The organism is Chthoniobacter flavus Ellin428 (assembly GCF_000173075.1).
Taxonomy (GTDB): Bacteria; Verrucomicrobiota; Verrucomicrobiia; order Chthoniobacterales; family Chthoniobacteraceae; genus Chthoniobacter; species Chthoniobacter flavus.
In genome coordinates this window covers 122148-148325 of record NZ_ABVL01000013.1, presented here as the reverse complement: position 1 = coordinate 148325, position 26178 = coordinate 122148, and the positions used below count along the sequence as shown (strand labels likewise).

The following is a 26178-nucleotide window of genomic DNA, read 5'->3' as shown; positions in this document are numbered from 1 at the left end:
GAACGGTGGGGGATAGGAAGCTCACTTTGCGTGCAATAGGAAATGGAGCATCGCCAGCAGGATGAATCCCCCAATGATCGTGCCGATCCAGAAAAGGATGCCGTGCTCCTGGCGCCGATGCCGCCGCCGGCTGCCACGTCGCCGCCGGGAACTGCTTTCGCGCAAGGCGGAATCGGGAAGTGGCGGAGGTGTGGCAGAGGGATTCGGGCGAAGGACTGGTCCACGGTCGCGGCCGTGGGTGGGTTCACTCGCTCGTCCGGATTTTTCCTCGCGCGGGACGAGGTTTCCTCTCTCCCGCTGGGCGCGCGAAGTCAGCGCCGGTGCCGCTTCGATAGGCAGGGCGGAGAGACCGGCCTCGTCGGGCGACTGTGGAGAAGATGAAGTCGCACGGGTGCCCCTGCGCGGGAGCAGATTTTCGTGCGAGCGCGCCTTCCAAGGCACGACTGAGCTGGGCGGCAATTGCCCGGTCATGATCGTGGACGGCCACACCTCGCCGATCTTTTGCTTGTGTACTTCGAATTCCCACGTCGGCACGTGATCGGCGAGGATCTGCGCGAGAAAGGTGATGGAGGCAAAGCCCGGCCGCTGCTGGCCGTGGCAGGAAAAGCGGAAGGCCTTCGCGTCGACCTGCGCCGGGCGGACCAGATTCAGCGGCAGTCCGGAGGATTCGATCTCGATGGTATGCCGGACACGGCAGGGGAAAGGCATCTCCCACGGGTGGCGGCGCCTGCCGGATTCGAACAAACCGAGCACGGCCTGGATGGCATGGGCGCGGAAGCGAAAGAGGAAGGCTCGCTCCTCCCCACTGACGATCGGAAAGAGGACCGACCGCAGTTCGAAAGCCTCTCCGAAGACCAGTTCGTTATTTTCGCGATCGTCGTGCCATTCGACTTTCCCGAGGCGATGCGCGCCGGGGAAGAGTTGTTGGTAAAAGAATTCCCGCTGGCGCGCGAAAACCTCCACCCCGTCGTGGGCGAGACCGCGGCGCCACTTTTCCGCGTCACGACCGGTGGCAATGACCTGCACGCGCAGGGTCGAGGATCGTCCGGTGGTATCGAGGTAGAAAGTTTCTTTCAGCTCCGTGCGATCGCTCGATTCGTCCGTGGGAATCGACTCCAGGTCTTCCACGCCGGGACCGAGCGGCAGGCCGAGCCTGAATTGCGCCATGGGGCGCGAAAGCACCGATCCGCCCTGCAGCGTTTGGGTCGTGTCCAGCCAGCGGCGGCGGCCGTCGATTTCGAATTCGACGATGGCGTGGTTGAAAACATTGGGCGTGGGCAGGAACTCCTCGACCGTCTGGCGGAGGTCGGTATTGACCAGGACCGGTCGCGCCGGGATGCCGAGGAGGCGGAGGAGATGGACGGCGGCGAAGGATTTGTCCTTACAATCGCCGAAGCCCCGCTTGAGGATGACGCCCGGTGAAGTCGGGTTCTGGCCTCCGAACTCGGTGCTGTCGCTGAGGTTGCGGATGTCGTCCTGCAAGTAGGTAAGCGCCCGTTCGGCACGCAGGGCGGGGGGCGCCACTTCGGCGGCGATCGACTCGACCAGGTGAAGCACTTCCGGGTTTTGCAAATCCTCCCGCCAGGCGGCGACCACGCCGGATACCACCTCGGCCCACGAGGTGAAGTCGGTCAATTGGATCCAGCGATGCTGGAAATGCCAGCCGGGCACGTTCCGCTCGGGTTCGCGGCCCGCTTGGTCGTGGAGATGCCAGGACCATTCGGTTGCTTCCGCCTCTTCGCCGATCATCGGCGTGAGCTTTTCGTCGTTGCTCTTCCACCGCATGGGCCGGCCGGTGGGAAAGCGCACGGTCAAATGGAAGTCGCGCAACGTCCAATTCGGAATGGTGACGAGCCGCGCGAAATGCGTCGGAAAAATCCGATTCTGGGAATGGATGGTGAAGCTGATGTCGAGGATGTCGCCCGCGCGCACGTCTTCCAGCAGCACCACCACGGTCAAGCGGCCGTTGAGCGTCTGGGATTCGAGGCCTTCCTCCCGTTGCAACACGCGCAGGCGCTCCGGCTTCGCATTTTCCGCCACGCGTTCGCCGCGACGCACGATGAGGGTGTGTATGAAGAGTCGTTCCGTCGCGGGATCGAAATTTAATCGCCACTGGCTTGCCTCGCTGACGGCTTTCGTCGTATCCAGCCGCTGGACGTGGCGGTGATAGCTCCCCTGCAGTTCGGCATCGTGTTGCGCATCCAGCAGGTAAACTGGATTCGAGCCGTCCTCCTTGCGTGCTTCGAGATCGATCGGGCGCTCGACGATCCACGACTCGACGGGGCCGATGGCGATTCGCTCGAGAACGTGCGGCGGGATGAGGCTGACCGTGCCGATTTCCGCGGCCGGTGCGGGTTCCGGCGTCGGCGCCGCCAGGCCGGGGGAGTAATCCGGAACCGCTGGCGGAACAAACGTCGAATCCATCACACCTCGCGTGGCATTACTTCAGCAGATACTCGGCTGCCTGGGCGACATCCTTGTCCCCGCGACCGGAGAGGTTCGCGATGAGGATCTCGTCCTTCGACATTTGCGGGGCGGACTTCAGCACCTGGGCGATGGCGTGCGAGGATTCCAGCGCGGGGATGATCCCCTCGGTGCGCGACAGCCTTTGGAAAGCGTCGAGCGCTTCGTCGTCCGTGGCGTAGTTGTAATCGATGCGGCCCTGATCGCGCAGGTAGGCATGTTCCGGCCCGATGGCCGCGTAATCGAGACCCGCGGAGACGGAGTGGGTGAGCTGGATCTGGCCGTCATCATCGGCGAGCAGATACGTCTTCGTGCCCTGGAGCACGCCGAGCTTGCCACCTTGGAAGCGCGCGGCGTGGTCGCCATTGCGAATGCCGCGGCCGCCGGCTTCGACCCCGATCATCTTGACCCCGGCGTCGTTGAGGAAAGGCCAGAAGAGTCCGATGGCATTCGAACCGCCGCCGACGCAAGCGATGAGCAAGTCGGGCAGGCGGCCTTCACGCGCGGTGATCTGCTGGCGCGCTTCGTCGCCGATCACGCGATGGAAATCGCGGACCATCATGGGATAGGGATGCGAGCCGAGTGCGCTGCCGAGAATGTAATGCGTGGTGCGCACATTGGTCACCCAATCGCGCATCGCTTCATTGATCGCTTCCTTCAGCGTCTGCTGGCCGGCGGTGACTTCGACGACCTTGGCGCCGAGGAATTTCATGCGGGCGACATTGAGGGCCTGCCGCTGGGCATCGACCGCGCCCATATAGACCACGCACTCGAGCCCCGCGCGCGCGGCGACGGTGGCCGTGGCCACGCCATGCTGGCCGGCGCCGGTCTCGGCGATGATGCGCTTCTTGCCCATGCGCTGGGCGAGGAGGATCTGGCCGAGGGCGTTATTGATCTTGTGCGCGCCGGTGTGGAGCAGGTCTTCGCGCTTCAGGTAAATCCTCGCGCCACCGAGCTCGCGGGTGAGGCGCTCGGCAAAATAAAGGGGGGTAGGCCGTCCGGCGTATTCCTGGAGAAGCCACGAAAGATCCCGCTGAAACGAAGCATCCTCGCGAGCCTTGGCGTATTCCTCCGTGAGCTCGTTGAGGGCAGTCATCAGCGTCTCCGGCACAAACATTCCACCGTAGGGCCCGAAATGGCCATGGGCATCAGGAAGTGTGGCGAGATCAATCATAAGTAAGGGCGTGGAGACTAGGCGTGAAGACGGGAGGCTGCAAAGGGATTTCCAAGCGGATTGTGCGGTGCGTAGAAGACCCGGACTGAGACCATTCTGGCTAATGAGGCCCAAAGTGATATGATTCAATGCTGCCGCCCTCGATGAAGCCGACTTATATCATATCAGCGATGCTGGTCGCCCTCTTACTCTATCCGCTTTCTTTTGGCCCGGTGGTTTGGATGAGCCGCAGGATGGATCATAGGCCTGAAATGATGGATTCGTTTGGGCGCGAATTCTATTACCCACTTGTTCGCTTGGCAGAGCAAAACCAGACAACCTGCCAGCTGCTCATTTGGTACCAATTCCTTGTCCTTGAATGCGACGGGGGATCAATCCAATAGCCGTGCGTTGCCGCAGAGGTGGACCTCGAGCCCCAGCTCAGCCAGGGCCGTGGCCTTGATGCGCGCGGCGCGGCGGGCCTGTTTCTCATTCGGCGCGTAGACCACCTGGATGTGGTTCGACTTGTGCCGGGCCATCATCTGGTCGCGAGTGACACCCTTGAAAACGGCGTGCATGATCGGCCATTGCGGCGTGGTCTCACGCCAACGGCGCGCGGTCTCGGCTTCGGGCAATTTTACTACTTCGGCTACGCCCAGGTCGGCATGCAGCTTCCCGCCACTGATGAACGCACGGCTCCAGACGATGTGCCCCGGCTTGCTCACGCCTTTCAGCGTGCCGCCGCCGAGACGGAAATACATCGGCGGCTGCCGCTCGCTGCTTGCGCCTTTCCATCCGCCGATGAAATGCGCTGGCGGCGCGGCTCCGCTGATGAGCAGCACCCAGACGTAGTCGCCCTCAAATCCGCGCCCCAGCGTAGATCATGCAACGTATTTTCCGGCGCAAAACCGAGTTCGCGCCAGAGGCGATAGGTCACGAGTCCATCGAGACCGGCGCATTCATCCACTTCATTGAAGTGGGGCAAGGCCTGGCCCCTCGAAGAGCACGCGCCGGCCATCGGCGCTCTTCACGGGTGGGCGGTCGACGTTGTTGAGCATGCCCTCCACGAGATCGCTCGCCGGGCGCGAGGTCTTTGAGCCCCTGCTGATATTGGATGCCGATGGCCGCGCAGCCGAATTCATCCGCGAGTCGCACCGCGGCGATATACATCTTCGCCTGCTCGCGCACTGGGCCTCGGTGAGATCCGTCTCCGCGTTCGGGCCGAAGCGAAATTGCAATCCGCGCTTCTTTAGCCACGTGATTACGCCATCGGCCTCGGTATCGCTGACCGTGCGCATCGTGGCGAAGAGCGTCGACTGGCTGAGGCGTTCCTTGAAAAGCCCAGTGGGGTGCAGCAATTCGTCGGGAACGATGGCGTTGAACATTCCCATACAGCCTTCATCGAAGACGCCGAGAATCGCTTTCTCGCGGCGCAGTTTGCGGGCGAAGTCACGACCAAGGCGCTCGTCTTCCGCCGGGATCTTGAGCAGCGCGAGATCGCGCACGTGGGATTGATCGTGGGTGACCGCGCCGGTGGTGATCCATTCCTGGAGACCGGCTTGGAAGAAGCCATCGGTGAACGTCTCGCTCCAGAGGGTGGAATAGCGCACCCCGGCTTTGGTGAGCGAGGCATTGAGATTGAGCAGACCGACGAGGCCCGGCCATTGACCGCTCCAGTTCGCCACGGTGAGAATCGGCCCGCGATGTGTGGTCAGCCCGGCGAGGACGTGATGGGAATATTGCCACACCGCCTCGGCGACGATCAGTGGGGCGTCCGGGTCGATGTCGCGAAACACGGCCATGCCCATCTTCTGCGAATCGATGAAGCCGTGACCCGCCGCGCGATCGACTGGGTGGGCGCGCTGGATCTTCCAGCCTTGGGCAGAAAGGGCTTTGGCGAGGGCCGCTTCCATCTTCTGCTGCGCCGGCCAGCAAACGCGATTGGCGCTGGGCCGAAGATCGCCGCTGGCGATCAGGTAGGCGGTCTTGGGTCTGAGTCGGGCGGCTGGCTTCATGGGGATGAAAAATGCGACGCGAGTTCGCGGTAGCGGATGTAGAGTTCGTCGTAGGCGGAACGATGGGAGCGCTGCGGCTTGACGACCGACGCGGATCTGGCCGTGGCCATCGCGCGGATGGCGGCGTTTGGCGACGGGAAAGCGCCTGCGGCGAGCGCGCCGAGGATGGCGGCTCCGAGCGCGGGGCCGTTTTTGCACGGATGCACGGTGATTGGTGCGCCGAGGACGTCCGCATAGACCTCGACGACCAACGGGTTGTGATGCGGCAGGCCTCCAGTGGCGACGAAACGATTCACCGGCACACCATGTTCGCGAAGAAGATCGACGATCCAGCGCACGCCGAAGGCCGAGGCTTCGAGCAGCGCGCGATAGAGATGCGCAGGCGTGTGATGCAGGGTGAGACCGGTAAAGGCGCCGGTGAGCGAGCCGTCCATGAGCGGAGTGCGGCAGCCGTTCAGCCAGTCGAGACAGAGCACGCCATCCGCGCCGGGAGCGAGCGCGGCGGCTTGTTGCGAGAGTAGCCGCAGGTCTCGCTGGCCGGCGAGGCGGCGCAACCAATCGAAGGCATCGCCCACCGCCGCCTGTCCGGTCTCGTAGCCGACGAATCCCGGCAGAATGCCATCGCGCACGATGCCCGCGACCCCGGGAACGAAACGTTCCTCGACGCTATTGAGCATGTGGCAGGAACTCGTGCCGAGAACCATGACAAAGGTGCCCGGTTCCGCCGCGCCCGCGCCCGGGACGCCGGCGTGGGCATCGATGATGGCGGCGCTGACGGGCGTGCCTTCGCGCAGTCCCAGTCGTTTGGCCATTGCCACGCTCAATCCACCCGCCGAAACACCCGGAGCGAGCAAGCGTCCCGGCATCTTGTCTTTGACGACGCGGGTAAAATCGGGATGGAGCGCGCGGAGAAAATCCTCACTCGGGTAACCGCCATCGGCGCTCCACATACCTTTGTATCCCGCCTGGCAGGTCGAGCGCGGCAGCGTAGTGGCATCACCGCCGACGAGCTGCCAGACGAACCAATCGCCGGCCTCCAGCCACACTTCCGCGGCTTTGAAAACGCGCGGCGCGTGTTCCAGCGTCTCGAGCATTTTCGGAAAGAACCATTCCAGTCCGATGGCTCCGCCGTAACGCGCGAGAAAGTTCTCTCCACGCTCGCGGGCGACCCGATTGATCCGCTCCGTCTGGGCCTGCGCGCCGTGATGTTTCCACAACTTCGGCCAGGCCAACGGCTCGCGCGCGAAACGCTCGACGAGGCAGAGCGGCGTGCCGTCGCGCAATGCCGGCAACATCGTGCAGCTCGTGAAATCCACGCCGAGGCCGATGACGTCGGTGGCTTTCGCTCCAGCGGTGCGCAAGGCGCGGCGCGTGGCCCTGGCCGCGGAGTCGATCCAATCTTGCGGGTGCTGCAGCGCGTAAAGCGGCGGCAGTTTCTTCGGCGAGCCGGGCAGGGTCTCGATGATCTGCCCATGCTGATATTTCGCGACGGCGGAAGCGTGTTCGCGCCCTCGCAGATCGACGAGCAGTGCTCGAACGGATTCCGTACCGAAGTCGAGGCCGAGTGTAAGACGATCTGCCATGGCTTAGGGTGCGATTACGAATTCCGTTAGGTGAGGCTTTTCGCGGCAGCGTTTTGGAGTGCGGCGGTGCTCCGCCGCTTTTCGAGGACCGGCTCCCAAAGCGGCGGAGCACCGCCGCATTCCAAAACGCAAGCGATGGTCATTCGCCCTCTCGAATTCGTAAACATAACTCAGGCCGTGATTTTTAGTTCCGCGAGGACCTTGCGCACCCGCTCGCGCTCTTCCTCGCGGAAGCGATGGAACGGTTCGGCCATGAAATCATCGCAAATGCCCAATTCGCGGAGCGCGCACTTGAGCCCCTTGATGATCGCGGAACTATGGCGGCCCACGCGATAGAGCGTAGTCGAGAGATGGATGACCTCGGCGTGCAACGCGGCAGCGTGCTCGAAGTCGCGAGCGTGGGCGGCTTCGTACAAATCAACGTAAAGCCGCGGCCGCAGGTTCGCGCCGCCGCACACACCACCGTGACCGCCGAGCAACACTGATTCGGCGAGCAATTCCTCGGGGCCGACGAGCAGCGACCACTGGGGCCGTTGCGGCAGCAGGCGGATCAACTGGTGAAAATAAACCATGTTCGCCGAACTGTCCTTCAGCCCCACGATGTTCGGCATATCCATCGCCCGCCGCACGGTCTCGACCTCGAAGATCGTCTTGGTGTGCGTGGGCATGTTGTAGAGGAACAGGGGCAGCGGCAGCTCGGGCGCGAGGTGTTGCACGTATTCGAGCAACTCAGGCTGGCTATTCGGAAAATAGTAGGGCGGCGCAAGGACCAGTGCTTGCGCGCCGGATTCCGCGGCGAACTGCGCCATGTGCACCGCCTCGACAAAGGCGGTGTCGGTGATGCCGACGAGCACCGGCACGCGGCCCGCCACCAGCCGGCAGGTGCGCTCGATGAGTTCGCGGCGCAGGCGATAGCTCAAGCCCGGCGCTTCGCCGGTGGTGCCGAGGATGAAGATGCCGTGCACGCCGCCAGCGAGCACGTGTTGCACGAGACGCTCCAGGCCCTCGACATCGAGCTCATCGCGCGATCGGAGGGGCGTGACGATGGGTGGGATGATGCCGCGCATCATTTTGCCTGAGCCGCGGCCGGCGCGGGTTCGGGGGCGCTGTACTCGTTGTCGGGCCACTCACCATTCACGATCGGCGCCAGCACCAATTTCGTGGGATCGACGACGACGTGTTTGATGCGGTGCCGTTTCCACGTGTAGGTGATGTGCACGAGTCCATCGGCGGTTTGGATCACCGCCGGGTAGCTGTATTCACCGGGTTCGTTTTCGAGGACGAGCGCAGCCTGCCAGGTCCTGCCATCGCGCGAGACGGCGACATTGAGCGGAGAGCGGCCGTGGTCGGTGTGATTGTAGACGAGTACGTGGCGGTGATCGCGCAGGGTGACCGCGTCGGTGCCGGAATTCGGATTCGGCAGATCCGTGAGCGACAGTTCATTCCACGTCTGGCCGTCGTCGGCGGAAGTGGTGCGGAAGAGATGCGCCTGGCGGGTGCGGCCGATGGCGAGCAGCTTGTCGCCGCCGAGGAAGAGGATGCTCGGTTGGATGGCGCTGATCTCGAGACCGTCGTTGAGAAATTCCGTCTTCTCCCACGTCTTGCCGAGGTCGGGCGTGCGCTCGATTTGCACACGCCAGCGACTCGGCTTTTCCGGCGTCTCGATGCTGGCGCCGCAGAGCAGCATGCCGTTTGCCAATTGCACGGGCTTGTTCTTCACTGGCCCGACAAAGCCATCGGGCAGCGGCTTCGCCGCGGACCAGTCGGCGCCGTCATCGAGCGAGGTCTTGAGAAAACCGGACCAGCCGTTGGGATTGCCGCCAGCCTTGTAGAAGAGGAGGAGCGGGCCTTTGGCGGGCTGGAAAAGCACGGGGTTGTAGCAGGCGAAGCGCCGGCCATCACTACGCAGGCCGTTGGCCACTTCGACGGGCGCGCTCCATTGGCCGCCGATGTGGCGAGAGAGCCAGATGCCGACGTCGGGCGCGCCTTCACGCGTGCCGCCGAACCAGGCGGAGACGAGGCCGCTCGCCGTCTGGGCGATGGTCGAGGCGTGACAGCTCGGAAACGGCGCACTTTCGAAAATGAACTCGGAATGGACGTAGCCGGGTTGCGTGGTGAGATCGGCGGCCATGGCGGACAGTGCCGGGATAGTGAGCAGAGCGAACAGGGCGGGGAGGAACGGTTTCATTTGGAGCGGGGATTTTTGAGATAGTAAAAATGGCCATCCTCGGCACCGAGGAGCAGATCGGGGATGCCGTCGTTGTTCCAGTCAACCGCCGTGGGGCTGGTATCATGGCCGGCAAGATTGGCGTTGGCGTCGAGATTGCCCATGTTCTTGAAGAACCATTTGCCATCGTGTGCCCCGACCTGGCGCCACCACTCGGCGTTGCCGCTGTTGATGAGGATGTCGATCGCGCCATCGCCGTCCCAGTCGACCAGACAGAATTTGCGGCGTCCGCTCTTGCCTGCCGTGCCTTTGCTGAATTGCAACGGCTCGCCCTTTTCATCGCAGAAGACGCGCTTCGGCGGAAGCAGCACGAGCTTGCCGTCGCGCCTGGCGCGCTCGAAGAAGGCGAGATAGCCCTCCTGGTCGAGCATCACGAGATCGACGAGGCCGTCGTGGTTCCAATCGATGGCATAGGGCGTGGTGCGCCATTGCGTGAGCAGTTCTTTGCCCTGCGGTTTTTGCCAGCCCCACGCGAGTTGCGGTTCCGCGCCTTCCCATTCGACTTCGATCGGTTGCGCGGCTGCGAGCTTCGGTGCGGTGCGAGTGCCGATGTTGCGATACCACACGACCTTGCCCCAGATGGAATTGACGATGAGATCGGGCAGACCGTCGCCATCCCAGTCCGCGACGCTGAGCGTGGTGTAGCCCCACTTGGCCTCCGCCGGGCCCTGGATGCTGCCGTTCGGACCGGCCATGATGCGGATACGCTGGCCATCGGCTTCGAGGTATTTTGGCGCGGCCCATTTGGGATGCACCTCGCCCGGCTTGCTGAGATTTTCGATGAAGCCGATGTAGCCGGCGCTGTCGCCGCAGAGGATGTCGATCGAGCCGTCGCCGTTCCAATCGAAGCCATAAGGCGAAGATAGCGCGCCGAATTTCACGAGATCGGCCTGCTGCTGAAAGTAGCGGGGCTGGAGAAAGATGGGCGTGTGATCGGCGTCGAGTTTGCCGGTGTTTTCGATGAAGGCGACGCGGCCGTCTTCATCGCCCACGACGAGGTCGACGTGGCCATCCTTGTTCCAGTCGATGGCCGTGGGCATGATCATCTCCAGGTCCATCTTGAGCGGCTGGCCATCGGGAGTTTTAATCCGCCGGCCCGGAGCGTATTTCGGCGCGGTGCGAGTGCCGATGTTTTCGAAATAGGTAAAGCCATCGAGAAACTCGCCGCAGATGAGATCGAGTTTCCCGCTGTTGGTGAAGTCGGCGAAGTTCGGCGTGGGCCAGCCGAAGGTTTCGATCGGTTTTCCGCCGGCCTGGATTTTGACCGCGGATTCATAAGTGGGCTGTTCGTTGGTGCCGGCGTTGTGGAGGAAATAGACGTAGCCGTGGAGGCCGCCGCGAGTCCAACGGCCGGTGGCATCGTAGCCGTTGTCCCAGCCGTAGTCGCCCCAGTCGTCGACCCCGACGATGAGATCGACTTTGCCGTCGCCATCGTAGTCGACGTATTTCCAGAAATTCCCGCGGACGTTGTGCGTGTGCACGTTCACCGGCAGCGGTAGTTTGATCGGCTTGTCGAGGCCGGTCTCGTGAAAATAGGGGAAGGAGGTAGCGGGAGTGAGGATCTGCGGCTTGCTGTTGAGATAGCTGACCTGAGCAAACTGCGCGCCGCCGCTGATGCGTCGCGCGGCTTCGAAGACGGGGAATGGATTCACCGCGGTGTCGCCGCCGGGATTGCGGAAAAAGTAGAGGCCGTTGTAAGGCTTGTCGGGGCAATCGACGAGAAGGTCGAGGTTGCCGTCGCTGTCGAAATCCATCGGCAAAGGATCCGCCCACAGGCCGACGCTCAGGTCGACGACGAGGCCGGGGTTGTTGTAGTGGATGGGCTCGAGCGCGAGGGCGGGGAGAGACGCCGTGACAAGGAGCGGGAGCGTGAGGAGACGCTGGGGAGGCATGGGAGAGGGAAATTTCGAATGACGAATGACGAATGATTCCGCGGGGCGGATACGAAGGCCAAAGGTGTCAGCTTTTGCGTTGGCGGGTTTTGCGAGGACGAGGAAGAGCGGGGCCTTGCTCGATGCGTTGGAGGTCGGCGAGCAGGTCGTCGGGGAGGCCGAGGGGGATGGAACGGGTGTCGGGGGTGGTTTGCGCGCGGTCGTAGTGGTCGAGTGCTTCGCGCATGCTGGCCCGGATGTGGTCGGCCATAAGGCGTTGGGCACGGGCGGCGTCGCTCTTTTTGACGGCCTCGAGGATGTCGCTGTGGAAGCGATGGGTCTCCTGGATCACGTCGAGATCGTGTTCCTGACGCGGGGTACCGAAGATGCGGGTAAGCATGCGCGAGTCGGCGATGATTTTCATGAGGCGCCGGTTGCCGGAGGCGCGCAGCAGGACCATGTGGAAACCGAGATCGGCGGAGAGCAGCCGGCGCATGAGCGCGGTATCGAGTACGGCGCGCGGCGCTTTCTTCAAGGTCGCGGCGATGGAACGGATTTCGTCGCACAGCTTGCCGAGCGTGACGAGGTCCTCGGTGCTGAGGCGGCCGGCGACCTGGGCGACGGCATAGGGCTCGAGCGCTTCGCGAAGCTGATAAAGTTCCTCGAGATCCCGCCGCTCAGGTCGGCGGACGATGGTGCCGTAGCGAGGGACCTGTTCGAGCACGCCTTCCTGTTCGAGGCGCTGGATGGCTTCGCGCACGGGAGTGCGGCTGATGCCGATTTCACGGGCGAGCGAATGTTCCGAGACGACATGGCCGGCGGGCAATTCCCCGGCGAGGAGCTTGCCGTGGATGTGCTTGTAGGCCTGGTCGCGGAGGGGATTGGTGGGCATCGGAAGGCGGATCTGGTAAGGCAGTTAAATACCACTGGTATACCAGTGCAAGAAATATTCGTTTCCGCCAATTGGGTCGCGCGGCACGCCTCGGGATCCGGAGATCTATTTTAAGAGACGTGCCAAACAGAAAGGGCGCTGAGTGATCAGCGCCCTGCGAATGTGTTTTCTCGAATTTGGAGGAAAAGTGGGTGGCGACGGGCTCAGTTCGGCCCATAGGAACGCACGCGTCCATCGCGGCCGAGGATGACGTAGTAGGACAGCGTCGGCGGTTCGCTCTGGTGCAGGACGGCGGGTTGCTCCTGGGTGAAGACGTAGTCGTAAATGAGGAGCGCGCCCATGTTGCTGATCGTGCGCGGCTTTCCGAGAAGATTGGTCAGTTCCTGTTGCGTCATTCCGACGTGCAGTTCCGCGATGCGATGCTGGATCGGCCGGGCACTGGCACAGGCGAAGAGGAGGAGAGCGAGCAGAGGGGCGAGACGATGCATGCGGTGGGAAGGGCGCGGGTGGAGTTTGGGCGAAGCGGGTCGGGCGTAGTCCTTGCGGACTCAGATCTCGGAGTACGCTTCGGGTGTCAGGATCTTGTTGGTGATCTTCGAGACGATTGACTTGTCGGCGTACTCGGGGATTGCCTTGAGCTTTTTCCATTCATCGTCGCCACCGAAACGCTTCCACGCGGCGGTGCGCCCGGCGTCGTCGGGAAAGACGAGCATGTAGGTGAGGTTCGGCATGTTCGCGCCGACGATCGTCTGGCCAAAGAAGACCGGAGTCAGCCCCACACGCTGGAAGATGGGCATCTCGTGGAGGTTGAACATCTCGATCTTCTTCGCGGCAGCGCGCTCGTTGTGGCTCTCGTAGATGCGCAGGTTGAGTAGGCGGGGTTTCGAGGAATCGGGCCGTGCGAGTTTCGGCATGCCTTCGATGGCGAGATGCACCGAACTCTGGATCCGCTCGTAGACGGGATCGGCCGCCGTGGCGGAGAGGTAATCGGCACCCGCTTTCTGATACTCGGAATCGGCGGCCAGCTTCGCTGGTTGCGCGACGATTTGTTCCGCGGACGAATGCACGGTGAGCACGTAAACGGCCAGATGATCCGGGTCGACGGTCTCGCTAAACACGCCCACGGGGCCGCTGCCCAAGCGCTTCACGGCAGGGATGAAGGCTTTGCTGAGATAATCGTCGAGCAACGATTTTTTCGCGGTCTTGAGCGTGTAGACGCGCAGTTCATAGAGGTCGCGCCCGGCAGGAGCGGCAGCCTCCGCGGCATTGGCCTTGGTTTCGAGAGCGGCGGCGCCGACGCAGGCGGCGATGGTGTTTTGCAGAAAGTCGCGGCGTTTCATGGAAGGGGAGGGAGAGAGGGGAGGCAGTGTGTTCAGGGGCACGGCTCAGATTCAAGATCGCTGTGGAACGATTTTTCCAGCGGTGCGGTAGAGCGCCTGGCCGGCGACGGCGAAAATGAAGGCCGTCATGGCCGTGAGCACGAACAGCCAATACCCCCCATAGGTAATGCGATAGCGGTAGATATCGAGGGCGTGGACGATGCAGACGCCGAAGGCATTTCCCAGCGGTGCGAGGAAGAGAAAGAAGGCGGCCCAACCGGTGCTGCGGAGGTTGCACAAGGGAGGCCATACATGCACGGCGAGCAGGGCGAGCAGGAAGAGGCATTCCAAGGGCAACGCCCATCGAGTCACGCCCCGAGCCAATTCGGTGAGTTTGGGGTGCTCGGCCAATGGGGGCGATGCCTTCGCCAGCGCGGCGAGGTCCTCTTGATAGTGCTGCCGCGTGGTCTGCCAGTCGGCGCGTAATCCGGTGGGCTGGTGAGCGGTCAGAGATTCTGCCGAGAGTCGATATTCCCCGGTGATATCCGAGCGGTCCTTGAAAAAGGTTTTCGCATCGGGCCAGAGGAACCAGTGGAACTGGAGGAAAACCTTGCGGGTGTAAGCACCGGGATCGTGCAGCACGGCGCTGGCGAAGGAACCGAAACAGAAGGCTTTGATTTGCTGAGGAGTGGCGCCGGCGTATTCCGGGATGGCCGTGTTGAGCTTGCGACTGTCCAAAAGATAGTCCGGGTTGATGCGCAAATGATCGTACGGCCGATAGTGGTCCGCCGCGATGGCGAGTTCGCCTTTGAGGACATCGTCGAGATGTTGCAGGCGCGGCTTTTCCGGGGCTGAATCCGGAAGATGGGCGAGCTTCGCGGTGAAGGATTCGTCGATGAGTGGAGCGTGCACGCAAAACAAGGCCAGCGGGAGCAGCGTGACAGAGGCACCGTCCCGGACGAAGAACATCCGGGCAGGAAGCGCCAGGATGAGCAGTGCTGCGGCGATGCCGGTGACAGGAGTCAGTAACCGGATTCTCCACGAAAGCGCGCTGCCGAACAGCCCGATGCCAACCGAAAGCGAGGTGGTGACCGTTGCGAGATACCAACTCGGCTTGAGTAGGAAACAAGCGTAGGCGAAGACCAGCGCCGCCGCACCGAGGAGCAGGGAAGGCAAGGGCTTCGGTGTGTGCCAGCGAAAGCGGCAATAGCCCATGGCGCAGGCCAGTTGCGCGTAGACGAAACAGGGCAGCAACGATTCCGGGCGCAGGGACATCTGGTAAAGGACGCTCTGCGGATTCACCAACTGCATGAAAATCGGCATCGCCCCGAGGAGAGAAATGGCGAAGCGAATACCCCGATGGAACGGCAACATCGACACCCAACAGCGCCACGTGATGGCCATCAGCACGCCCGACAGCAGACCGATGCATTTCTGCCAGGCGACGATGCCGGTGAACGAACCGGTCGTCTTGAGAAACAACGCGACGAAGGCGGGGTACAGCCAGTCGCGCCCACCCGCCTGGACAAAGCCCGTGCCGCTGAGCCAGCTCAGCGCCGGGTTCAAATATCCCCACGTGTCCGGGTCGGCGAGCGGAACCATCGGCCACGCGCTCCAGGATTTCCACGCGAGAGTGAGTACGATGGCCAGGATCAGCAATTCGAGGCCACGGAAGACCAGAGACGGCAGGCGAGCCTCGGTGCGCACGGGCACTGCGGGCGAGGGATTCGGGCTGGTCATGGCTGGTCTCTAGCGATGCAAAGAATGGCCAACAAGCTTGTTCCAGAAGCCGCCTTCAAACGTACCTAACACCGCCTCGGCTCGGTGGTCATTCCCGATGCCCGCGCATTCTCACCATGAAAACACTCGTTCTCCCTACGCTCGTCGCGCTCTTCCTGCCGCTGACCGTTGCGTCCGTCCGCGGTGCTGATGCCGTCAAACCGATCAAGGCCCTGCTCATCACCGGCGGATGTTGCCACGACTATGTGAAGCAAAAGGAAATCCTGAGGGAGGGTTTGGAAGCGCGCGCCAACATCGTCGTCGACGAAGTTTACAGCAGCGACAAAACGGACTCTCCGGCGTTCCCGATGATCTACGGCAACCCGAATTATGCGAAGGGTTACGATGTGATCATTCACGACGAATGCGCCTCACGCACTTCCGGGCTCACCACCCAGGCGGAGAATGAAGCGGTCATCAAGAGCATCCTCAAGCCGCATCGCGAGGATGGCATTCCCGGGGTGAATCTGCACTGCGGTGTGCATGCCTATCGGGCGAAGGATTCGCCATGGTTCGAGTATCTCGGCCTGGAATCCAGAAAGCATGATGCGCAGGAACCGATCGCCGTGACTTATATCGACAAGGAGAGTCCGATCACCAAGGGGCTGGCCGATTGGACTACCATCAAGGAAGAGCACTACAACAACGTCCACATCTTCGACACGGCTCATCCTCTCGCGCGCGGCAAACAAACGGTGCATGTGAAGCAGAAGAATCCCGATGGCACGACGACCATTACCGGAGATCGCACGGACGATTGGGTGGACGTGTGGACGAACATTTACAACGGCAAGACGCGCGTCTTCAGCACGACGATCGGCCACAACACCGAAACGGTCGCCGATCCACGGTATCTCGACCTCGTCACGCGCGGGTTGCTGTGGGCGACCGGCCATCTCAACGACGACGGCACGCCGGCGCCGGGTTATGGTCCCGGTGGAAAGTAGCGCCGTCTATCTCTTGAACGGCGCGCCATCGGCGTGGCCAGCGGATTCGAGATAGGCGAGCAGATCGAGAATCTCGTCCTTGGTCAGCATGTTGATCAGACCGGGAGGCATCGGGGAGACCTTCGAGATTTCCCGCGACTGGACGTCCGCCTTGCGCACCTCACGCATCTCCGGCGCGAGCATGCTGGGACGGATGACGATCTGATCGTCGGTTTCCGACACGATGCGTCCGGAGAGGACGTCGCCATTTTTCAAGACGAGGTCGGTATTCGCGAACTGCTCGGAGATGACCTTGGAAGGTTCGATGATCGACTCGAGAATATCGTGGCGGGAGAAGCGGCTGGAGATCGCGGTGAGATCGGGGCCCACGGAGCCGCCATCGTCGCCGATGCGATGGCACATAAGACATTGCACGGCATAGAGGGCGTCCTGGCCCTCGGCGAAGTTGCGGCCGTGGCCCACGTGATCGAGTTCTCCTTCGAGGTCGGCCACTTTCCAATCGCGGACATAGCCGCGCTGCTTTTTTGAAGAATGGAGGTTCTTCACCGGCTCAGCCCAGGAGTCCAGCACCGGCTGGAGGGCGGCGAGTTCCGCGGGTGAGAGATTCGTCATCGCTGTATGCCGCGTCTTGATGAGGAAGTTGTTGTAGCTCGAGCCGTTGGTGTATTCGCGACCGGCTTCCGGAAACCAGCGGAGCTGATAGTCGGGATGCTGGGCCGTCTTCGGCATTTGGGTCCACCAGGAGAAGTACTGGTGGCGGAGTTCCGGGGTCCAGCCGGCGGTGATCGTGCGCAGGTAGAAGATGTAGGTGAACTGCTCCTCCTGGGTGGGGGCGGCGGCGACGAGTTGGAGCATTCGGCCGATCACATTCGGGGCATCCAACGCGAGCAGCACCTGGCAAAGTTCGCGATTGAGTGGGATCGATTTCGCTGGGAAGATCGGGTTGAGCTCGGCAACGAGCGGCGCCGCTACTTCCGCGGAGGGTTTCCCCGCTCGACTGAGCGAGACTTCGAGTGCCCGCAGCTTGTCGAGTTGCTGGGTTTCATCTGGAAGTCGCGACAACGGGAATTTGGCCAGCGCCTTGAATACATCGGCCTGCGATGCAGTACCGCCCAATCTCGCCACGGCCAGTAGCGCGGTGAGCGCGGTCCGCGAATCTTTCTCCGACAATGCCCGGTCTTTCCACTGCTCGAGCGGCTGGCTCTCGATCGCGATGCGTGCGGCGTAGCGGAGGAAGCGGTCGGTGCTGCCGAGTTGCGGCCATGCGAAATCCACGGCCCGCGCATCTTCATGGCCGTGAAATGCTTCGAGCTGGTGACGCAGGGCCCGTGCTTCTTCATCCCTGGGGTCGTGGAGATTCGCCGGCGTCGTCAATTCCCGGCCGATGTAGGTGATGCGATAGAGCGCTCCCTGCGTGTGCCGGCCGCCGATGGTGAAATACAACGCGCCGTCGGCGCCGACCACGATGCCGGTGAGATTGAGCGGAGTTTTGCCCGAAGTCGCGTGGAGCGTTTTCGGCGCGAGGAAATCTTCCCAATCGCCGCCATAGCTCGCGCCATCGGGACTGAGATGCACGGCAATCAAGCGGCCGTAGGTCCAGTCTTCGATGAAGAGCGCGCGCTGATATTTGGCCGGGAAGTTCGCGCCTTCTCCGAAAACAACGCCGGTCGGACTGCCGATGCCAATGGTCAGCGTACCCGGCAGGCTATCCGCGTAGTACTCGGGCCATTTGGCCGTGCCCTCGCGAAAACCGTAATCAGCGCCGCTGGTCACGTGGTAGACCCGGATTGGCCGATACCACGGCGTGCCCCAGTCGTTTTCCATGTCGCTGTCGAAGCCGAAAAGCTCGCCATCGTGGTTGAAGGCCACGTCGTAAGTATTGCGCTCGCCGCTGGCCACCAGTTCGCAGTGGCTGCCATCCGGATCAAGGCGGACGACGAAACCGCCCGGCGGTTTCCGACCCGCACCGAAACCGTTGCTGTCTTCCGCGCGCGGCAGGGCGAGATCGTCTGCATAGTGACGATGCGGTGAGGAAGGAAGCACGTCGCCGGGCACATCCACGAAATTTCCGCAGACGATGTTGAGATGCTTTTTGTCCGGATTCAGCAGGATGGCGTGCGCGCCGTGATCACCGCCTCCGCCCTTCCATTCGCGCAACAGTTCGACCTGATCGTATTCGTCGTCACCCTTGGTTGAGCGGCAGCGCCAGAGGCCGAAGACGTCGTGGCCATCGGGAGTATGTCCGCGACCATTGATGTAAAGGCTGTCGAAAGCGAAGAGCATCCCCATGACCTCCGACAACGGAATCTGGAGGATTTCGGCCTTGGTGACCTGGCCGTTTTCGAGAGTGAGCCGGGAGATGGGTTGCTTGCGTTCGGCCCCGAGGAGCAGCCGTCCCTTCGGATCTCTGGCGATCGAAATCCACGAGCCTTCGGTGTCCAAGTCCGCTACGCGAACGAGTTCCACTTTGAAATCCGGCAGTGTCTCGAGTGCCTCGGGCTTGGGCGGCTCACCCAGGACAGTTCCCGCGAACATTGCGAGGAGCAGGCAGAAGGGGAGAGACTTCCAAAAATGGCGGGAGATACTCGTGGCGGACATGGGCGGAAAACAAACGTGTGAAAGATTCACCGATGCGAATGCCGCAGGAGAGGTTCCTTCTTAGGCTGAATCGCGCATTCCGTGCCCCGCGAGATCGCGGGATAACCCATCGAATTCCAATGGAGCCACTACCCTTTGGGGGCGCCTGTCAATTCCTGGACGTCATCGGGTTGGCCAGCGATTGTGGACAACGGGGTTCGAGGCCGCCGGCCGGGTCCTTGGGAAAGGAAGGGTCAGCGAGCATGGCTTCTACTTTTTCGAAATAGCCTCGGCGCGTGCCCCAGAAAATGTAGTTCAAGTGGAGTTTGTCGCGGCCGAATTCGTAAATCTCTTTCACCGGTGTTTCCCCGGGAGTTCCGCGGAAGGCGGCGGTTTGCGTGTAGTCATTCTGCTGCACGGCGGCGCCCAGCGGCACGAGGCCGGACAGTGGCGGGTAGAGGCGATAGACACCGTGCTGTGGATTGGTGAGCAAGGGATCGTGTGGATAGATGTCTGGCCCGCCGAAGCCGATGCCGCGTGCCTTTGCATAGTCAGCCAGAGGTTGGATCGATTCGGGTGGCATGTTGACGTATTGCATGACGACGGTGCTGGGGAAGGCGGCTTTGAGCGCCTGCATGCCAGACTCGACGCTGCGCGTGTATTTTTCCGGGGTGTAAGCGATGGCGGTTTGAGTGGCGACATCGAAGGTCGTCGCCGATTCGGGGATGACCACAGCTTCCAGGAACGGCTCGCGATCGAACTCCTTGCCAAGTTGCGTGTAGAGAGCGTTCAACCGCTCATTGACACGCTCGTTCCAGATGACGGGATTGAAAGAGCTCCAGCGCGTCTTGTAAACGCCCCCTCCATAGTCCGGACCGGAGATGTAGTCAGGGCAGTAATTCTGTCCCGCACCGAATGTCTTGGTCTGGATCTGGATGATCAACCGCCGATCATGTTTGCCGAGAAACGCGAGGTCCGAGCGGATGGCGGTGAAATCGTAGTGATCTTTCTGCGGCTCCAGTGCGCGCCAAGTGTACATTTTCTCGATGCCTCGGAAATTCTTGTAAATCTGTTCTTCGCCTAGCGGGCTGGATTGGACAAACGCATAGTGGCCTGGATGCCATTTCACTGCCTGGCTGTTGGTCGTCGCCGCTAATTTTTCCCCTGTCTGGATCTCGGCGGCTCGCAAGCTGAGTGCGCAAAGAATGAGAATTGTCAGGCAGGAAACGGCAAAATGGCGCGTTGTCGTCATGGAATAGCAAACACCCGTGCGGCGCGCTGGTTGCCAGAACATTCGCTTCTGGTGAATCCCCTCACCGAGAGGGGAGTGGAGCCTAGGGGATTCGAACCCCTGACCTCCTCAATGCCATTGAGGCGCTCTACCAACTGAGCTAAGACCCCGTCTGCGAGGGACGGGAAAATGCCTTCGACGTGGCTTTGTGGCAAGAGGAAATTTCAACGATTTGCAGCGGCCTTATTGCCGGGTGCGCAGGATGCTTTCGTAGAAGGCGAGATAGCGGGGGGCGAGGTTCTGCCAATCGTAGTTGGCGTGGGCCCATTCGGAGAGCGCGACGCGCTTGGGCGCATCCCAGCAGGGCTGCCGGAAAAATTCGGCAAGGCTCTGGCGGACGCTGTCGATGGTGGGCTGGCAGATGTAGCCGCGGCCGGTGGAGAGTTGCTCGGCCCACGGCGTCTCGGTGGTGGTGAGTGCGGGCGTGCCGACCTGGCAGGCTTCGAGGACGGCGAGACCGAAATTCTCGGAGTGCGTGGGCAGACAAAACAAATCGGCACCTTGAAAATAAGCCCAGCGGGCGTCGCCCCACACCGGGCCGACCCATCGCGTGAAGGGAAGCTGGGAGGCATGCCTCTGCGCGAAGCGTTTGAGCGAGTGAACGTAATCCCGGCCGCCTTCGCCCACGATGATCAAGCGTGTATGCGGGGGAAGCGAAGTCGTGGCCAGCGCTTCCAACAGGAGATCCAACCCCTTCTTGACGTGGATGCGGGAAAGATAAAGCAGCACGCGCTCTTCCGGTTTCCAGCCGAGGCGTTCCCGGGCTTTTTCGTAGTCGGGCCGGGCAGTGCCCGTGAGGCCGAGTGGCAGGGTCTCGATGCGTTGCCCAGGAGCAAATTTTTGCAGCCGCCCGGCTTCCGGCTTCGCGGTGGCGAGCAAGGCGGCGGCCCGGGCGAGGTGGCCCTTTTCGATGAAATGAAAATAGGGCCACTTTTTCCACCATTTGTGACGCCACGCCCAGGGTTCCAGCATGCCGTGCGGCGAGACGATGTAGGGAATGCCGCGGGCCGTGAAGCGCTTCGCCAGGCGCGCGTGACCGGGTTGCCACAGGCCGTGAAAATGCACGAGCGTGTCGCCGCCTTCGGCGGGTTGCGAATCATCCGTGATGGCCGTCCCCAAATCTCCCAAGGCGCCGCGCAGGCTTTGAATGGCCGAATCGAGGCCGCCCACGCGTTGTTCCATCGGCGGAACGCAAAAGATGACCTTCACGGTTTGCCGAGTGCCTCGCGATAGAGCGCCTCGTAGGCTTCGGCCATCGTGGCGTAGGAGTATTTTTCCTCCACGAGCTTGCGCGAAGCGGCGCCGATGGTGAGCAACTGTTTGCTGTCGCTCAAGGCGTCCATCCAGGTGCCATCGGCTCCGACGGAGATGGAATTGCTGGCATCGAGGAAGGGCATTTCCCGCAGCAGATGGCTGGCGATGGCGCAGGGCAGCGCGGCGGACATGGCCTCGAGAATGGCCAGGGGCAGGCCCTCGTATTCGGCGACGTGCAGGAAGACGTCGGCGGCCATGAGCAGTGAGGGTATGTCGTTGCGCCACGGCAGGCGGCGGATCGTCCTGCCCATTTTATGCGCCTCGATCCAGTCGTCCCATGCGCCGCTCAGTTCGCCGTCGCCTACCCAGAGAAACTTTGCTTTCGGATAACGCCGCAGTACGTTCTCGGCGCGAGCGAGAAATTCCAGCGGACGCTTTTGCGGGACCATGCGACCGACGGCGATGACGAGCAATTCATCCTCGCCGATCCCGAGGTCCGCGCGTTTCGTTTCGCGAGCAGCGGGGCGGCGCGCGATATCATAGATCGGCACGCCATTCGGGATCATGCGAATGCGCGGCGATTCGCCGATGAAGGAAACGAGATCCTGGCAGCGATTTTCCAGCACCGTCACGAGCGGGTTGTGGTAATTGCGCAGGGCGCGCCGGGCGATGAAGTCGCGCGCGGGAGCGAGCTTGGCCTTGAGATAACCCGCGCTCTGCGTGAGGTGGATGGTGCAGATATTCGGCAGGTGCGAACGGCGTGCGGCGTGGAGCAGGTCGAGGCCGTCTTCGAGGTTCTGCTTGTTCACGTGGAGAATATCCGGGCGCGCCTTTTTCCACTCGCGGGCGAGTTGGCCGACGGCGCGGAGATTCAGGTAGCTGGAGAGGGAGCGTCCACGGCGATCGTAGGTATTGCGATAGGGGGAACGCAGCACTTCGCCGATGCCGGAGAAGCTGTTGGCCAGTTCATCCATGCGCGGATGATCCGAGGCCCAGAGCAGCACCGTGTGCCCGCGCTGCGCGAGCGCGCGCCCGAGATAGAGCAGGTACAGTTCGCCGCCCCCGCGTGACCCGGAACTGCTGCTGGCTAAAAGGATTCTCATGATTGGAGGGCGGTCTGGAAAACGTCGACCCATTTTGCGGCTCCGGCCGCGGGCGTCCAGTGCCGCGCGCGACGGCGCGACACCTGCCCCCAGCTTTCGCACAACGAAGGCTGGACTATGAAGCGTTGCATTTTTTCGGCAAGCGCGGCGGCATCGCCGGCGGGAAATCGCAGGCCGTTGATTTCTTCTTCCACGAGATCGCGCCCGGCGCCGACCATGTCGGAACAAACGATCGGAAGCCCGGCGCCGAGCGCCTGATTCACCACCACGCCCCAGCCATCGTAACGGCTGGGCAGGACAAAAACGTCCGCCTGCGCGAAGAAGTGGGGCAACTCCTCCGGAGCCTGAAAGCCCGCGTAGATGATGCGATCACGCACTGCCGCCGGCAGCGGGGCGAGAAGCTGCGGGAGCTCGGCCTCGCGGCCCACGAGCAGCAAGCGCGCGGCACCGCCGAGGCGTTGAAAGGCCTCGAGCAGCAGATCCACGCCCTTGCGCGCGATCATTTGTCCGCAGAAGAGGAAGACGACCTGGCCATTCGTGCGCGTGTGGCGCGGCAGGGCGAGGAAGGGATCGAGATCGCAGAAGTAGGGAATGCGGAAATGCTGCGGCTCAGGAAAACGCGCGCGGTAATCTTCATCGGCAAAAGTGCCGATCGCCGCGATGCCGGTGGCGCGATGCAGGGGCTCGGAAAGGCGCTCGTGCATCTTTCCGCCGCGTCCCAGGCGTTCGCCCCAGAAGAACCAGGGCTTGTGGCGCAGTGTCGTCCGCATGAGCCATTGGGCGGTGAAAGACATCAAGGTATTCATTACGACGACGTCGAAATCCTCGAGCTTCGGCAGCGGCCAGTTGACATGGCAGCGCGCGGAGCCGACCGGCAGCCAGAAACCGCGCATGATTTTCTCATACGGCTCGAGCGTTTTCTCGGGCCAGGGTGAATCGGGTGCGGCGGCCTCGAGATAAAAGACGCTCAAGTCCACTTCCGGCCGCTGCGCCAGGGCCCGGAAGAGATCGCGCTGGTAGGGGGAAGGAACGACGGAAACGAACGCGGCTTTCATTTCCGGGGCGGGGCAGGGCGGGGCGGCATGGGCAAGCGTCGTGCCTGGGCGTTACGCAAAGCGGCTCGCGAGAGGAGTTGCCCGGCTTGCTTGGCGAGCAGGCGAACGGCGTAGGTCCCGATGACGAGCGCGGCCACGGTGGGCAGCAGCGCGGTGGTGAAGACGAAAAGGCTGCGCATCGAAATGACGGCCGCGAAAAAACCGGACGCGTAGATGAGGATGCCAAGTTCGGAGTTCTTCGGAGAGGCCAGAAAACTCCACCAACCGGTGAGCGCTCCGAAACAGAGAGCGATGATGAGGGTCACCACCATGCCGCCGGACATGTAGGCCTCGCCGACAAAGCTCGCCGAGATGGTGACCCCTTCGACGCCGAGTGCGTCCTCGATGGAGGAGCTCAAGCCTTCCGGTTTGCCGGCCCAGATCGCGCGAGGGATCGGCCGAATGAGCGCCTGATAAGGGATCTCGAATCCGAGATAATCCCGCTTGTGCGGAAAGACGTCCACGAGCCGGCAGATGGCGTAGAGATTGTAGTCCACGAACATGGTGCGCTCCGCCGGGTCCTCCTGCACATAGCCGCCCTGGAGGTAATTGCGAAACCCGACGTTGCGAAATTGCAGCATGTAGTAAGTCGCAAAGATCATGAACAAGCCGCTGCCGATGCACAGGATGAGAAGTTCTTTCTTCCGGGCAAAGGGCAGGGCGAAGCTGTAGGCGATGAGGAACGTGACGAGGTAGGAGGCGAAGATATTCCGCGTGCCGCTGGTGAAACCGTAGAAAAAGGTGAACAGCAGGGCACCGCAGGCGAGCGCCAGCGAAAACGTGCCATAGCGATGCCGTCGGGCGATCATGATCCCGGCGAGCGGTGGGATGAGATAGATGAACAGGCCGAGCTCGACGAGCAGCGCCTTCCAGTCGCCGAGGCGTCCGCGCTGCCACGGCTGGCTGAAGCGCGGATCCATGAAGAAGCCCACCATTTCGACCACGTTGAAATTCACCGCGACGAGCATGTGCAGGTAGCCGATGAAGAAACAGGCCCAGAAGATGAAGACGATCCAACCGGCGGGAATCTCGTAGGTGAGGGTGTGCGCGAAGGGCTGCTTTCGTGGATGGATCAAATGGCGCCCGAGGAAGAGGCCGAGAAAGCCGAGGTCCACGCAGAGGAGGGCTTGATGCGTGGTGCGGACATCGATCAACTCATCGAAGTGCGGCTGCGGAAAAAGGAACTCGAAGAGGGTGAGAAAGTAGAAGGCGAAGATCGCCATGAGGTCCGCGCGGATGAGATTGCGCAGGCCTCCGCGACGCATGTCCATGGCCACGCTGATGCCGATGCTAATGAGAGCGCCGATGGAGGAGAAACGAGCAAGGGAGGAGGGCAGGCTGCTGTTCGCGAGAAGGGCGGTCAGAGCCAGGCCGACGAGGGCGGCAAAGGTGCCGTTGCTGTCGGGATGCGGATGTTCGTCTGCCTCGGGAACGGCCTGGACGGTTCCGATAGGACGCGGAGGTGGGGCGGTATTGCGATGTCTGGGCCGGGGAAAATTCATGAGAGGGCAGCGGCGCTGAATTCGATGAGCTTTTCTGTCGGCTGGCTCCAGCCAAAGTTTTCGGACACGCGCTTCGGGTGCTCCGCCCACCACATGAGTTCGGCCGCGAGAGCGGTGACGTCCTCGGCGGGGAAGATGGAGCCGTTATCGCGGTGCCGCACCTGATCCTTGCCGCCGACGCGATCGCTGACGATGGCGGGCATTCCGCAATTGAGGGCCTGCGGCACGACCAGCCCGAAGCCTTCCTCCAGCGAGGGCAGCACGAGGACCGAGCCGGTCCGGAAGGCTCCGGCGAGGGTTTCCTGCGAGACAGGGCCGTGGAATTTCAATGGCGTGGCGCCATGGTAGGCGTCGAGATCGTGGCACGCTTCACCCAGCACGGCGCCGTAGAATTCCATGGACCAATCCGGCCGTTTGGCCAGCGCGAGGGCGTCGAGCAGATTGCGCAGGCCTTTGCGCACGCCGACCTGACCGGCGAAGATGATACGAAACGATTGGCCCGGCGCCTGGTCGGAGTGGTGGAAGATGTGCGCGTCGGCGCCGTAGGGCACCTGCCAGATGCGCCTGGCATCGATGCCGAGGGAGATGAGTTGATCGCGCACCACGGAGGAGGCGGCGCAATGCCAGTCGGTCAGCCCGTATTCTTCGTCCTCACGCGCGAAGTATTCCTCGTCGTAGGGGCAGACGTCGGTGAGCTTCAGGCCGATGCGGGCGTATTCCGGCTCCATGATGCGCACCCATTCGCGCACCGGGCCGGTGGCGTGATTGAGCACCGTCTTGATGCCGAGCCGCCGCGCGGCGCGGAAGGTGTGCAGGCATTGGCCCGGCATGGCGTGCACGAAGTCGCAGCCGTCGAGGTGCGCGCCGGTCCAGCGGTCGAAGCCGTGATCCTGCCAGCGAAAGAGCTTCTTCGACTCGGGCCGCCAGCGCTCGGGGACGAACTTGAGCAGGCCGTAGACGATATTCGTGCGCAGGCTGTGCGTGCGCACCGGCAGGTCCGCGGCCGCGCCGAGCTTCCACGCCGGATAACCCGAGTAATAGCAGCCGAGCGCGTCGTGCTTCGCGAGTTCGAGTGCCATGGGATACAGATGGCACGGGTTGGTGGCGG

Annotated in this window: 18 protein-coding genes, 1 tRNA gene and 1 pseudogene; 1 reads left to right on the top strand and 19 read right to left on the bottom strand. The window is 62.5% G+C overall.

The genetic code is table 11. From position 1 onward, the window contains the following. Window positions 1-21 precede the first annotated feature (21 nt). The 11 genes and pseudogenes from CFE428DRAFT_RS20170 to CFE428DRAFT_RS20115 all read right to left on the bottom strand — a co-directional run bounded on the left by CFE428DRAFT_RS20170 (window position 22) and on the right by CFE428DRAFT_RS20115 (window position 15263). Window positions 22-2424, bottom strand: a complete 2403-nt coding sequence (locus tag CFE428DRAFT_RS20170) for a DUF3857 domain-containing transglutaminase family protein (protein ID WP_006981484.1) — start codon at window positions 2422-2424, stop codon at window positions 22-24. 16 nt (window positions 2425-2440) lie between these two features. After that, window positions 2441-3637 (bottom strand): tryptophan synthase subunit beta, encoded by a 1197-nt coding sequence (gene trpB / locus CFE428DRAFT_RS20165; RefSeq protein WP_006981483.1) that lies wholly within the window; start codon window positions 3635-3637, stop codon window positions 2441-2443. 371 nt (window positions 3638-4008) lie between these two features. After that, window positions 4009-5631: pseudogene (locus tag CFE428DRAFT_RS41235) on the bottom strand (fucose isomerase). After that, window positions 5628-7214, bottom strand: coding sequence for a ribulokinase (locus tag CFE428DRAFT_RS20150; protein ID WP_006981479.1), 1587 nt, complete (start codon window positions 7212-7214; stop codon window positions 5628-5630). The pseudogene CFE428DRAFT_RS41235 and the gene CFE428DRAFT_RS20150 overlap by 4 nt, the downstream one beginning before the upstream one ends. A 170-nt stretch (window positions 7215-7384) precedes the next feature. Then, a complete protein-coding gene (locus CFE428DRAFT_RS20145) occupies window positions 7385-8284 on the bottom strand; it encodes a dihydrodipicolinate synthase family protein (RefSeq protein ID WP_006981477.1) in 900 nt (299 codons plus the stop codon). Further along, a complete protein-coding gene (locus CFE428DRAFT_RS20140; RefSeq protein WP_006981476.1) occupies window positions 8281-9402 on the bottom strand; it encodes a sialidase family protein in 1122 nt (373 codons plus the stop codon). The genes CFE428DRAFT_RS20145 and CFE428DRAFT_RS20140 overlap by 4 nt, the downstream gene beginning before the upstream one ends. Then, on the bottom strand, window positions 9399-11333 hold the full coding sequence (locus tag CFE428DRAFT_RS20135) for an FG-GAP repeat domain-containing protein (RefSeq protein ID WP_006981475.1): 1935 nt from the start codon (window positions 11331-11333) through the stop codon (window positions 9399-9401). Before CFE428DRAFT_RS20135 ends, CFE428DRAFT_RS20140 begins: the two co-directional genes overlap by 4 nt. A 67-nt stretch (window positions 11334-11400) precedes the next feature. Next, window positions 11401-12204, bottom strand: a complete 804-nt coding sequence (locus CFE428DRAFT_RS20130) for a GntR family transcriptional regulator (RefSeq protein ID WP_006981474.1) — start codon at window positions 12202-12204, stop codon at window positions 11401-11403. Between the two features lie 203 nt (window positions 12205-12407). After that, window positions 12408-12692 carry an outer membrane protein assembly factor BamE domain-containing protein gene (gene bamE / locus CFE428DRAFT_RS20125; protein WP_006981473.1) on the bottom strand — a complete coding sequence of 95 codons (285 nt, stop codon included), beginning with the start codon at window positions 12690-12692 and terminating at the stop codon, window positions 12408-12410. 60 nt (window positions 12693-12752) lie between these two features. Then, window positions 12753-13544, bottom strand: a complete 792-nt coding sequence (locus CFE428DRAFT_RS20120; RefSeq protein ID WP_006981472.1) for an NIPSNAP family protein — start codon at window positions 13542-13544, stop codon at window positions 12753-12755. 51 nt (window positions 13545-13595) lie between these two features. Continuing rightward, window positions 13596-15263, bottom strand: a complete 1668-nt coding sequence (locus tag CFE428DRAFT_RS20115) for a hypothetical protein (RefSeq protein WP_006981471.1) — start codon at window positions 15261-15263, stop codon at window positions 13596-13598. A 116-nt stretch (window positions 15264-15379) separates the two neighbouring features. On the opposite strand from CFE428DRAFT_RS20115, the gene CFE428DRAFT_RS20110 reads away from it, so the two are divergent. Further along, entirely contained in the window at window positions 15380-16249 is an 870-nt protein-coding gene (locus tag CFE428DRAFT_RS20110; RefSeq protein ID WP_006981470.1) for a ThuA domain-containing protein, read from the top strand. Window positions 16250-16255: 6 nt separating this feature from the next. Here CFE428DRAFT_RS20110 and CFE428DRAFT_RS20105 read toward each other — a convergent pair whose 3' ends face one another. The 8 genes from CFE428DRAFT_RS20105 to CFE428DRAFT_RS20070 form a co-directional block, all read right to left on the bottom strand. Beyond that, window positions 16256-18784 carry a c-type cytochrome gene (locus CFE428DRAFT_RS20105; RefSeq protein ID WP_049975700.1) on the bottom strand — a complete coding sequence of 843 codons (2529 nt, stop codon included), beginning with the start codon at window positions 18782-18784 and terminating at the stop codon, window positions 16256-16258. 211 nt (window positions 18785-18995) lie between these two features. Then, window positions 18996-20078: a hypothetical protein gene (locus tag CFE428DRAFT_RS20100; RefSeq protein ID WP_006981468.1), complete on the bottom strand. Its 1083-nt coding sequence runs from the start codon at window positions 20076-20078 to the stop codon at window positions 18996-18998. Window positions 20079-20154: 76 nt separating this feature from the next. After that, window positions 20155-20227, bottom strand: a tRNA-Ala gene (locus tag CFE428DRAFT_RS20095). A 73-nt stretch (window positions 20228-20300) separates the two neighbouring features. Continuing rightward, on the bottom strand, window positions 20301-21326 hold the full coding sequence (locus CFE428DRAFT_RS20090; RefSeq protein ID WP_131989479.1) for a glycosyltransferase: 1026 nt from the start codon (window positions 21324-21326) through the stop codon (window positions 20301-20303). Next, on the bottom strand, window positions 21323-22474 hold the full coding sequence (locus CFE428DRAFT_RS20085) for a glycosyltransferase family 4 protein (protein WP_006981466.1): 1152 nt from the start codon (window positions 22472-22474) through the stop codon (window positions 21323-21325). Before CFE428DRAFT_RS20085 ends, CFE428DRAFT_RS20090 begins: the two co-directional genes overlap by 4 nt. Next, window positions 22471-23529 carry a glycosyltransferase family 4 protein gene (locus CFE428DRAFT_RS20080; RefSeq protein ID WP_006981465.1) on the bottom strand — a complete coding sequence of 353 codons (1059 nt, stop codon included), beginning with the start codon at window positions 23527-23529 and terminating at the stop codon, window positions 22471-22473. The genes CFE428DRAFT_RS20085 and CFE428DRAFT_RS20080 overlap by 4 nt, the downstream gene beginning before the upstream one ends. Continuing rightward, on the bottom strand, window positions 23526-25070 hold the full coding sequence (locus tag CFE428DRAFT_RS20075) for an O-antigen polymerase (RefSeq protein WP_006981464.1): 1545 nt from the start codon (window positions 25068-25070) through the stop codon (window positions 23526-23528). Before CFE428DRAFT_RS20075 ends, CFE428DRAFT_RS20080 begins: the two co-directional genes overlap by 4 nt. Continuing rightward, entirely contained in the window at window positions 25067-26149 is a 1083-nt protein-coding gene (locus CFE428DRAFT_RS20070; protein ID WP_157447580.1) for a glycosyltransferase family 4 protein, read from the bottom strand. Before CFE428DRAFT_RS20070 ends, CFE428DRAFT_RS20075 begins: the two co-directional genes overlap by 4 nt. Between the last annotated feature and the right edge of the window lie 29 nt (window positions 26150-26178).